Annotated in this window: 8 protein-coding genes; 3 read left to right on the top strand and 5 right to left on the bottom strand. The window is 58.5% G+C overall.

Annotation, left to right across the window (positions count from 1 at the left end):
• Positions 1-147 precede the first annotated feature (147 nt).
• Together QP324_RS08635 and QP324_RS08630 are read right to left on the bottom strand one after the other, a co-directional pair.
• Positions 148-711 carry a CAP domain-containing protein gene (locus tag QP324_RS08635; protein ID WP_269954370.1) on the bottom strand — a complete coding sequence of 188 codons (564 nt, stop codon included), beginning with the start codon at positions 709-711 and terminating at the stop codon, positions 148-150.
• A gap of 554 nt (positions 712-1,265) precedes the next feature.
• Positions 1,266-3,164 carry a fructose-specific PTS transporter subunit EIIC gene (locus QP324_RS08630; RefSeq protein WP_284815627.1) on the bottom strand — a complete coding sequence of 633 codons (1,899 nt, stop codon included), beginning with the start codon at positions 3,162-3,164 and terminating at the stop codon, positions 1,266-1,268.
• Between the two features lie 104 nt (positions 3,165-3,268).
• Between QP324_RS08630 and QP324_RS08625 the strand changes: the two genes are divergently transcribed.
• A complete protein-coding gene (locus QP324_RS08625; protein WP_284815626.1) occupies positions 3,269-3,778 on the top strand; it encodes a 2'-5' RNA ligase family protein in 510 nt (169 codons plus the stop codon).
• Here the strand turns inward: QP324_RS08625 and QP324_RS08620 are convergent.
• The 3 genes from QP324_RS08620 to QP324_RS08610 form a co-directional block, all read right to left on the bottom strand.
• A complete protein-coding gene (locus tag QP324_RS08620) occupies positions 3,775-4,968 on the bottom strand; it encodes an amidase (RefSeq protein ID WP_284815625.1) in 1,194 nt (397 codons plus the stop codon). The two genes, QP324_RS08625 and QP324_RS08620, sit on opposite strands and share 4 nt — an antisense overlap.
• A 135-nt stretch (positions 4,969-5,103) precedes the next feature.
• Positions 5,104-6,009 carry a polysaccharide lyase family protein gene (locus tag QP324_RS08615; protein WP_284792363.1) on the bottom strand — a complete coding sequence of 302 codons (906 nt, stop codon included), beginning with the start codon at positions 6,007-6,009 and terminating at the stop codon, positions 5,104-5,106.
• A gap of 21 nt (positions 6,010-6,030) precedes the next feature.
• Positions 6,031-7,581, bottom strand: a complete 1,551-nt coding sequence (locus QP324_RS08610; RefSeq protein WP_284815623.1) for an alkaline phosphatase — start codon at positions 7,579-7,581, stop codon at positions 6,031-6,033.
• Between the two features lie 466 nt (positions 7,582-8,047).
• On the opposite strand from QP324_RS08610, the gene QP324_RS08605 reads away from it, so the two are divergent.
• Both QP324_RS08605 and QP324_RS08600 read left to right on the top strand, forming a co-directional pair.
• Entirely contained in the window at positions 8,048-8,266 is a 219-nt protein-coding gene (locus QP324_RS08605) for a hypothetical protein (protein WP_225745844.1), read from the top strand.
• 141 nt (positions 8,267-8,407) lie between these two features.
• Positions 8,408-9,832 (top strand): MFS transporter, encoded by a 1,425-nt coding sequence (locus tag QP324_RS08600; protein WP_284815622.1) that lies wholly within the window; start codon positions 8,408-8,410, stop codon positions 9,830-9,832.
• Positions 9,833-9,836 lie beyond the last annotated feature (4 nt).

Here is a 9,836-nt window from a genome sequence, read left to right as displayed (position 1 = left end):
GATGCAATATCGAAATCAGACCCTTGAAGCCCTAACCGCCTAGAATTAAACCAGTCCAACTTTCGGGGGCCAGTTCAAAGAGGTCCGGGAGGGGGCGGCGTGGCCCGCTAGAGCCCAAGAGTCCGAAGGCCCTAGCTTGTGAAAACTTTAGCGGCCGTAGTTCTGGACAGCGTAGAGCTTGCCTTCAGGGTTGATGGCAACGCCAACGCCGATGGTCTTGGCGCGTGGGTCGAGCATGATCTTGCGGTGACCCGGGGATTCGTACCAAAGCTTGACTAGGAGGGCATCGGAGTAGTCGCTCCATGCCTGTAGTACGTTCTCGCCGCCGGCCGGGATGTTGGAAGGGTAGTAGTTCCAGTGCTGCGGGCGGTGGCTGAGCTTATCGGCGCGAACCAGCTGGTTGGCCCAATCTTGAGCCAGTGCATTGAGTGCACCGTTGGCGCGAACCGGGCGCAGGCCGTGTGCCTGGCGGTAGGTGTTGGTGTGGTTGATGATGCTCTGGACCCGGTTGGAAGCTGGGGCAACTGGCTTCGCAGCGGCAGCTGGGGCGACAGGCTGGCTGGCGGACGGTACCGGAAGCTTTACACCACCGAGGCTACTCAAGGAGCTGGAGGCCTCTGCTGGAGCTGCGCCAACGCTGAGGGCGACGGCTGCTGCAAGTGCAGGAGCGAAGAACTTCTTGGCGGAGAAGTGAATTTTGGGGGTAAACATGAGCGGCACCTTTCTGCTGGGACCTAGCGGAAATCAAGAGGGCGGGAATCCCGGAGTGTTAACCGCTAACTTCCGTTCTCCTTCACTTAAAAGTTAATCAATTCCGCTCGGGTAAAATCCAGCTGACCAGCAAATATTAGGATTTATGAAGTTGATGTCGCGTAAAACTAATTGCCTCTTAGTTATTTCTCGATTTGAGCTAGGAAACCCCTAAATTTCCTCAGTGATGCCGCTCAGTCCCCGCCCTCACGGGGGTAGATTTCAACCAGTATCTCAGGTTCCCCGAGAAGTGAGGTTCTTTTTAGATATGCAGCCTTAGTTTTAAGTCCGCCTCTGGTAAAGCTGGCCATTTTCTTGAAAGAGCCTATGAGAAACCTTGTGTATTTCTGGCTGTCTAAGGAGTGTAAGAGAGTATCAGGGTGATGCCGGGTCTCGTTTGAACCCGCCGCGCTACCGCTGCTCCTCCCGCGAAACCGCCCCATTCCTGCGCGGTGTTGGCATAAGAAAAGCGCCCAGCGGGGATAACCGCTGAGCGCTAGTAGCTGCAAGACAATTTAGGCCTGGGAGGTTGCGGCTGCGTTGTCAGTCGATGGTGCAGGGGAGAGCACCTGTGAAATGATGTCGGCGGCTTCCTTGCGCGTCTTCGCACCATGGAGCTGGGCTCGGAAGTCCTCTTTCATGATGCTGCGGGCTAGCTTGGAGAGCAGCTTGAGGTGCTGCTTTCCGGCGTTATCCGGAACGGCAATAAGGAAGGCCAAGGTGGTCGGGTCCTCACCCGCGGCCCACGTGACGCCCTGGGGCAGGCGCGCGAAGGCGAGAGTTGGTACCTTCACCCCCGCAGATCGAGCGTGCGGAATGGCCACTCCGTGGCCCACTCCAGTGGAACGGGTGGATTCGCGCTTCAACGCGGCGCTGGCGACCGCTTCTGCATCGGACATTCGCGAAGAGGTGAGCTTTACCATGGAGCGAATGACCTCTTCGCTGGAAGAACCCAGGTCTTTATCGAGGCTAATCGTATCGACAGCAACAAGCGGCTTATCCTTGCGCTGCGTCAATCCCACTAGCAGGAGAATAAGGCCAGCACAGACAGCGATGCCGGCAAGCATGGCGATAAAGAAACCAACGACGTTATCTACCGCGCCGAGCACCGCGACGATCGGGCCGCCGTGCATGACGTGGTCTTGTACACCAAATAGACCGGCGAGCGCACCAGCTACGGCGCCACCGGCAACGTTGGCAGGGATAACCTGTAGCGGGCGTGCGGCCGCGAGCGGGATGGCGCCCTCAGTAATGCCGAAGAATCCCATGAACAATGCGGCGATGCCCGCATCATTTTCAGCCTTGGTAAACCACCGGCGGCGCAGGAGCGTAGCTACACCAACGGCGAGAGGCGGTACGGCAATCGCGCATGCTGCCATGCCCATGGGTGCCGCATTGCCGGCCGCGATCATGCCGCCGCCAAAGAGGAAGGCTGTTTTATTAAAGGGACCACCCATATCGAAGGCGATCATGGCGCCCAGGATAAGGCCCAGCACGATGACGGAGGAGCCCTGCATGCCAGCGAGATAGTCGGTCATTGCCTCGAACGCGGCCGAAACTGGTGCGCCAATGAGCAAGATGAAGATGAGCCCCACGATCAGCGTGGTGAAAATCGGGATGACGATGATGGGCCAAATCGGTGCAATGAACTTGTGTACCGGAATCTTCTTAATGGCAAGAGCCACATAACCGGACAAAATACCGGTGACAATGCCGCCCAAGAAACCGGCGCCCGCCTCAGAACCGTAAAGCGAGCCGGTGGTGGCGATGAGGCCAGTAATAAGGCCAGGGGCAAGGCCCGGCCGGTCCGCGATGCCCACCGCAATATAGCCAGAGAGCACCGGGACCATCAGCGAAAACGCCAGCGCGCCAAGCTCATTGACCGTATTCCAGAAGCTATCTTCCGGAATCGCCATGCCCTCCGGTGTGGGCGTGCCGCCGATGGAGAGGGCGACCGCGATGAGCAGACCACCGGTCACTACGAACGGGATCATGTGCGAGACGCCGTTCATCAGTGCCTTGTACAAGGTTTGACCAACGCTATTTTTGCGAGGCGTCTCTTCCTCTGTCTTCTCGGAAGAGCCCTCCCAGCGCGAGGCGCTCAAGGCTCTGCTGAGCAGTTCCTTCGGGTGTTTGATGGCCTCGTCCACACCGGTGGCCTCGAGGCGTTTGCCATGGAAGCGGTCTTTGGAAATTACAGTATCGGCACCGATGACAATGGCATCAGCGTCTTCGATATCTTGCTTGCTAAAGGTTCCTTCGACGCCGATGGAACCGTGAGTTTCAATCTTGATGCGGTAGCCCAATTCTTGGGCTGCGGCCTCGAGGTTTTCGGCCGCCATGTAGGTATGTGCGATGCCCGTCGGACACGCCGTGATGGCGAGGATGAGGGGCGATGACTCTGAAGTGCTCATGACTCTCATTAAACGGCAAACGTTTGCGCTGGCACAAGAGGCAGTGATCCACTTCTTGGACTGTACGCTGGAAGCACTCCACTACAGAAAGGGAACGCTCGCCTGTGAGTAAAGCATCGCCGGATAATATCTTGCTCTACCTGCCGCAAAAGCAGGAGGAACAGGTGCGCGAAATCTTTGCCGGCCTTGCAGAGCGCGGCTTTCCCGTCCAGCAGCAACGCCCGCACATTACTGTGACCTTTTCGCCGCATATGCAGCCGGAGGTCGTGGATTTAGCAGCGCAGCTGTTGCCGGCCGTCATACCGGCAGATTTCCGGCGGGTAGGAAACGTCATTTTCGGCACCAAGCGCAAGCAGACGGTGGCTTGGCTCCTTGAAACGACCAACGAGTTAGAAATTGCCGCGCGAAAAATTAGTGCCGCTAATCCGGATGGGCGCGGGCCGCGGTGGACCCCGCATTTGACCATGGGGTTGCGCCTGCCGCGTGAGGAGGTTCCTGGCTATATCCAAGCAATGGATGAGCTCACCTCATCGCACTTCAAGGAGCTTAGCGCCGTAGAAGCCGCCTATTGGCGGCCGCGCACGCAGGAAAAGACAGTGCTGGCCGAGGCCTAGAGCAGGGCCTGCAGAGCGCGGGCGACGCGCAGCACGGTCAGGTCCTCGCCCGGCTTGCCGACGACCTGCACCGCATCACCCACACCTTCTTCCTCTTCGCCGCGCAGCGGCACCGTAATCGCCGGCCATCCGAGCACGTTGAAAGGCTCGGTCCAGCGCCGCAGGCTCGCGGCCGATTCCGCAGTATTTTCCGCGGTGATATCGGACCACTTGAGGGGGCCGGAATCGAGGGTAGGGGTGAGGATAATGGGGGCGTCGCCAAGCAGGGCAAGCGCTTTCTCGCGCAGCTCTTTCACGCCCTGTGCGGCCGCGTCATAATTTTCTTGGCTGATATTTTCCCCGCCCAGTACACGCTGCAGGATCACGTCCTGGTACTTATCGCGTTGGTCCAGCAACGGCCGGTGGACGTCATAGACCTCCTTCAAGCGCATCGGCTCGTAGAGCTCGGCCGTGGCGGCGATGGTGTCTTCCAAATCCACGCTCTCGGTGAGCTCAAAGTCCGAGTGCTCCAGCGCCGCCAAAAGATCCGCGAAGCGCTCTCCCTTGGCCTTAAGGGCCGTGACATCGACAGCAGAAACGTCTTGCGCTGCGGCCGGTTCCTCATCTGCAGTGGCGATAAAAGCCTGCTCAATCAGGTCGATTGAGCTGGCAAAGAATCCAACGCAGTCAAAGCTCGGGGCGAAGGGAAAGACGCCTTCTACCGGAATGAGACCGAAGGTGGGTTTGAAACCCAGCACGCCCTGGCATGCGGCAGGCACACGCACCGAGCCGGCGCTATCGGAACCCACCGTAAGCTGCAGCGCGCCGCAAGCTACCAGTGCCGCCGAACCGGAACTCGATCCACCGCCGCACACTTCGGGATCCCGCGGATTGATAACTCGTCCATACGCGGAGGCATCGCCCAAAATGCCATAGGAAAATTCCTGCAGGTTCGCCTTCGCCACCGGCAGCGCACCCTTCGCCGTCAAGCGCTGCACCACTGGCGCATCCTTGACCGGTGCGCGGCCAACATTGACCTTGGTGCCGCAGGTAGTAGCCACACACGCCACATCAACGATGTCCTTGAATGCCACCGGTTGTCCCATGAGCGTGGGCGATTCATCCACCGCGTGCTCATCAAACGGGATGATGGTGATCACCGCGTTAAAATCCTGCTGGGCTCGGTGCAGGCGATCAGAAACTGTAGGCATAACGGAAGCTAAGTCCTTTCAACGTCGGCGTCCTTTGCTGCTGACGATGTAGTAGAAGGGTGCAGATGTTACTACCGTACATCAGGAATCGGTGAACAATTTCCCGTTTCCAGGCAAAGCACCGCCTGCGCGGTGTTACTTAGCAAAGATTCCCAGCGCATCCCATGCAAGCCAGCCGCCTTCGCGCAGGGTGAAGACCAGCTGGTTCTCTCCTTCCTTCAGGGTATCTTCGGCGAGATCAAACTCGATTGCTGCGGGGCGCAGCGGGGTCGGGTCCCCGCTGGCATCGCCTTGGCGCGAACCTTGCGTTGCGCCCTGTGGGAGCTCTATTTGTTTATGAAAATCATTAATCGTGATATCGAGAACACCGCCGAGCTTGGTGGTATCAATGAGCCACAATGCCAGCGCCGCTTTTGAAGCAGGCTTATCCAATTTCACCGTCCACTTCAGCGTGTAGGACTTGCTGCCCGCCCACTTGTCGCCGGGGCCGGGGAGGAGATAGGGGACCTCGGCAGGCGTAGCATCCGGTCCAACAGTGATTGTCTGGTCTGGGTGCGCGGTGACGATCTTCTTATAGTCCTTTGGTGAGTACTGAAATTCCGTGCCCTTTCGGTCAAAGGAACCAATCGTGGCTAGCGCTTTGCCGGCAGTGACCGAAGGCAGGGAGGTAGACGTCGCTTTGCCAGAAGGAGAGGACTCAGCACCGGCAGCATCAACCACCTTGACATAATATGACCATTTTTCACCGGCAACATCGCGCCGTGAGTGGTGGAAGAAAGGGAAGATGGTCTTGCCCAGCAGCACGTCTACACCATTAGGATCGGTGCCGATGACTCGGTAGTGATCCAAAACGACGTTCCAAGAAACATGTTCCCAGGTGATGTAGTTTTCCATGAGCTGCGGCTCTGCCTGAATGCCGGTTACGACCGGCGGAGCAGCACTCGCGGTAGGAGCTGGAGCAGAGGAACCCTGGTCAGAGGAATGTTTGCGGGAAGAACCGTGGCGAGAGGAAGAAGAGGAAAGCGAGCTAAAAAGTCCCATGATGAATTGTCCTTTCGGGGCTTAGAGGGAGCGCAGCGTGTGCTCGCCGGCATTGGTACGGAAGGAGAAAGCAGTCTCACGCGGGGCGGTATCATCGCGCTCGATCCAGGGCACGACAACGAATTCGGAATCGAGGTGCTCGCGGGTAGCGCGCACTTTGATGTAGCCACGGCGCTTATCCATGGCCTTCACATACGGCTTTTCCAGCCACTCGGTGCTCTTGGAACCAGCGAAGCCATCGCCATCGGAAGCAATGGAGGTAGCGACCAATTCCACGCCGACGGGCTGGCCGGATTCGGATTGGATTTCGGCAGCGCAGTGTTGGTGAATATCGCCGGTGAAGACAACGGGATCGCTGACCTTGGAGAGGGACTCGATAAGGCGGCGGCGGGCTGCTGGGAAGCCGTCCCACTGGTCGGTGCTATCGGCGATCGGTACGACGACCACGCTATTGACCACCACGTTCCACTGTGCCGGGGAGGTGGTGAGTTTATCGTTGAGCCACTGCTCTTGCTCCGCGCCCAAGATGCTGGCATCCTCCGCGGATTCTTCGCGGTATTGGCGGGTATCGACTAGATTGAAACGCATTAGCGTGCCCACGTCGAAAGAATCATAGATGCGGTTATTGGGGCCTTCGGGAAGCGCCGGCGGGGCCACCGGAAGATTCTCATAAAAGGCACGGTAGGCAGCCGCGCGCTGGTACAGGAAGTGCTCGGCCGTGGTGCCAATCTCGGACCAACTACCGGCGTAGTTATTTTCTACTTCGTGGTCATCCCACACAATCGCCATCGCGGCGCGTGCGTGCGCGGCCTGCAGGTGCTTATCAGATTTGAAGAGCGAGTAGCGCAGGCGATACTGCTCCAGAGTCTCCACCTTTGCCTTGAAAACGTCGGGCACGCTTGCGCCTTGGCGCCAGAGATTATCGCCTTCCAAAATGCCGTACTCGTAGATGTAGTCGCCCACGAAAATCGTCATATCCAGGTCCGGTTCCTGCGCAATGTGTTTCCACGGGGTGAAATAGCCGTGGTACCACGCCTGGCAGGAAGCCACGGTGAAGGTGAAATTATCCACCTTTGCGTCGGGCGTGGGCAGAGTCTTAAACCGACCTACCGGGCTCACCTTGCCATCCGCGCGGAAGCGGTAAAAATACTCAGTGGCGGGCTCCAGCCCAGTCACCTGCGGGTGCACCGAGTGCGCCAGCTCGCGTTGGGCTAGTGCTTCGCCTTGCTTGACGACGTCCCCAAAACCCTCATCCTTCGCAACTTCCCAACCCACGCGAACATCGCCGCCGGTCATGCCACCGTGGCCATCCTCGGCCAGCGGTTCAGGGGCCAGGCGCGTCCACAAGATCATCGAATCGTGCCGCGGCGTGCCCGCCGCTACACCTAGGCCAAAAAGATCAGAATCCTGCGGAGGATCCCCACCTTGCGACGATCCCCATGAACTCAGACTCGACTGTGCACTCGCCTTGGTCGGTGCATTAATTCCCGCGGCCACTGCTGCTGCAGAAACACCAGCAATCTGCAGGAAATTACGACGATTAAAAGAAGGACGACTATTTGAATCAGACATACAAAGCTCCGTTAAAAGGTCTATAAGGAACTTTTCCAGCCTAAGTAGCCGCAGTGAATCGCTGGTTAATTCTGCGGCAATAGTAAGAGAACGTCAGTAACCACCTCGCTGCCATGGATCGTTCTCTCGGCAGTACTCCGGGGAGTTTGCGTTCACGCAATCCGCCCACCATTTATGTGCTCGCATGTGCTCTTCTTCCACCTCGCCGGTTCGTGTCATCGCTGCGGGCAAATCCGAATCTGAACCCCCGTTCCCGCTGCCCGCCGGGGAGGAACACTGAGATGGATCGGAGACGTAGTGATCCGTTTGCGGGCACCGGTAGGGGTACTTTGACATCTGCTCGTCGTGGAGGTTCTGACATTCTTGCGCCCAACGGATAGTTCCATCGCTGTACCAACCATTGGTGGTCCAGCTACCGCCGCCATAGACGCACTCGGTAAGGGTGGGTTCTGCGGTGGATTCGGCGGTGTTCGTTAGGGGAGCGTCGGCAAGCGAAGGCTCAGTTTCCGATGTCGGCTGTGGCTCCGAAGAGGTCGTTTCCGGGGCAGAGCTTGTGGAACTAGAGCTGATAGTAGAACTATCGGCCGTGCTTGAGGTGCTAGGCGTCGTCGTTTCTTCCGGCTGTGACTCCGGAGAGGAACAGGAAGCTAAAGAAAGTATCACCGTTGCGACAGCGGCGATGTAGGAGAGAATCTTCATAATCTATGGATAGTAGACAATGAGAAAATAGCTGGTGGCGCTAAGTGGGGTGTCCTGCGCAACACCAAGGAAGTTGAGGCATGCTTCCCACTATGGAGCGGAGGATTCATCAACTACATTTAAAGCCATGACTTCCACCACCTCCGAGCCGCCAAAGCTCCAGCCCAGCTCCTATATTCCATTGATGTTCGCACTGCTTACGGCAGTGTTTGCCTTCCAGCTCAATGCGTCGATGCTCTCGCCTGCCTTGGCAACGATGGAGGATGAGCTGAGTGCCACCACCGCACAGATTGGCCTAACACAGACAGCCTTCTTTACGGCCGCGGCATTGTTCTCGCTCTTCCTACCGCGCTGGGGCGATCTTATCGGCCGCAGGAAGGTCCTCGTCGGCATGATGGCGGTTGCTGCGCTGGGCTGCGTGGCTTCCGCCGTTGCGCCAAACGTCGCAGTGCTGCTTATCGGCCGCATCATCCAGGGCGTGGCTGGGCCGACCGTCCCTCTCTGCCTCATCATGCTGCGCCAGCAGGTACTCAATGAGAAGCAGTATGCGCTGCTGTTGGGCATTGTGACCTCGGTAAACGGTGGTATCGCAGGTGTGGATGCCCTGGCCGGCGGCTGGCTGGCGGGTAACTTCGGCTACCGCTCGGTCTTTTGGACCATGGCAGTACTGTGCGCCATCGCGGTTGTAGCGGTCCAGGTATTTACCAAGGAGTCCACGGCCACCGAAACCCCGCGCATGGACTGGGCGGGAGTTGTGCCCCTGGCCGTGGCGCTGGGTTGCGTTCTCACCGCGTTCAACGAGGCCGGCAAGCTTGCCCAGGCCAATTGGTTCCTCGTCATTATCCTTCTCCTTATCGGTGCCGCTGGCTTCTGGGCCTTCTGGAACGTGGAGAAGAAGGTCGCTGACCCGCTTGTGCCGGTGGCTTATCTCAAGCAGCGCCGCACGTGGGCACTGCTTTCCACCACGCTTCTCACCATGACTGGTGTCTTCGCCGTGATGAATGGCCTCATCCCTAACCTTGGCCAGGATGCGGAAGCCGGCGCCGGTATTTCTGCCAGCACCATTTCTTGGGTCACCCTTACCCCGTATGCCCTCGCTGGCCTAGTCTTCGGCCCGATTGCCGGTTGGATGGCCTCCAAGCTGGGCTATAAGTACGTCCTGCAAACCGGCCTCATTGGCACCGTCGTTGGCCTGATTATTGCCATCTTCGTGGTCGGCGTCCCGAACGCATGGACCCTGCTCTTCGTTTCCATTTTCTTAGGCGTGACCTATGCCGGCATTGCCAATATCATGCTCAATGGCTTAGGGATCGTGCTCTCGCCGGCCGATAACCAGGGCTACCTACCCGGCATGAACGCCGGCGCCTTCAACCTCGGCGCGGGCCTGTCTTTCGCCGTGCTGTTTGCGGTTTCCGGTTCCTTCGAGCACGGCTACCGCGCGGGCATGATCGCCGGCGTCATTATTCTGCTCGCGGCCCTTGCCCTGTCCTTCCTCATTCCTCGCCCCGAGTCCATCGATGACACCGTGGCGGCCGTCAACGCCCGAAAGTAGGCTC

It is taken from the genome of Corynebacterium sp. UMB0012, assembly GCF_030216265.1.
Classification (GTDB): Bacteria; Actinomycetota; Actinomycetes; order Mycobacteriales; family Mycobacteriaceae; genus Corynebacterium.
This window is presented reverse-complemented; position numbering and strand designations above follow the sequence as displayed.